Origin of the sequence: uncultured Microbulbifer sp., assembly GCF_947489355.1 — a bacterium.
Classification (GTDB): domain Bacteria; phylum Pseudomonadota; class Gammaproteobacteria; order Pseudomonadales; family Cellvibrionaceae; genus Microbulbifer.
This window is the reverse complement of the sequence record NZ_CANLDD010000255.1, coordinates 1-214: the sequence shown is the minus strand read 5'-3', so window position 1 is coordinate 214 and position 214 is coordinate 1. Positions and strand designations below refer to the sequence as shown.

At 56.5% G+C, this 214-nt stretch carries 1 pseudogene; it reads right to left on the bottom strand.

The window, feature by feature from the left end:
- Window positions 1-214, bottom strand: a pseudogene (locus Q1A48_RS21670) (IS256 family transposase); the annotation flags it as partial.

Sequence of the window (214 nt, the reverse complement as noted above, 5' to 3'; positions counted from 1 at the left end):
CGAAGCTGCCCGTCGGGCTTTTCATGGTCTTGGATGTATGGCCATTTTTTCGGTTGGGCCTGTCCTCGCCAGCGAGGTGCTCCTCCAACTCCGCGCTCATGGCTGCTTCGGTAAGCTGTTTGATCAGGGGAGTCAGGATGCCATCTTTGCCGCTGAGGTCTTTGCCCTCACGCAGCGCCTTGACAGCAGCATCCATATCGAAAGTAGGTTTGGT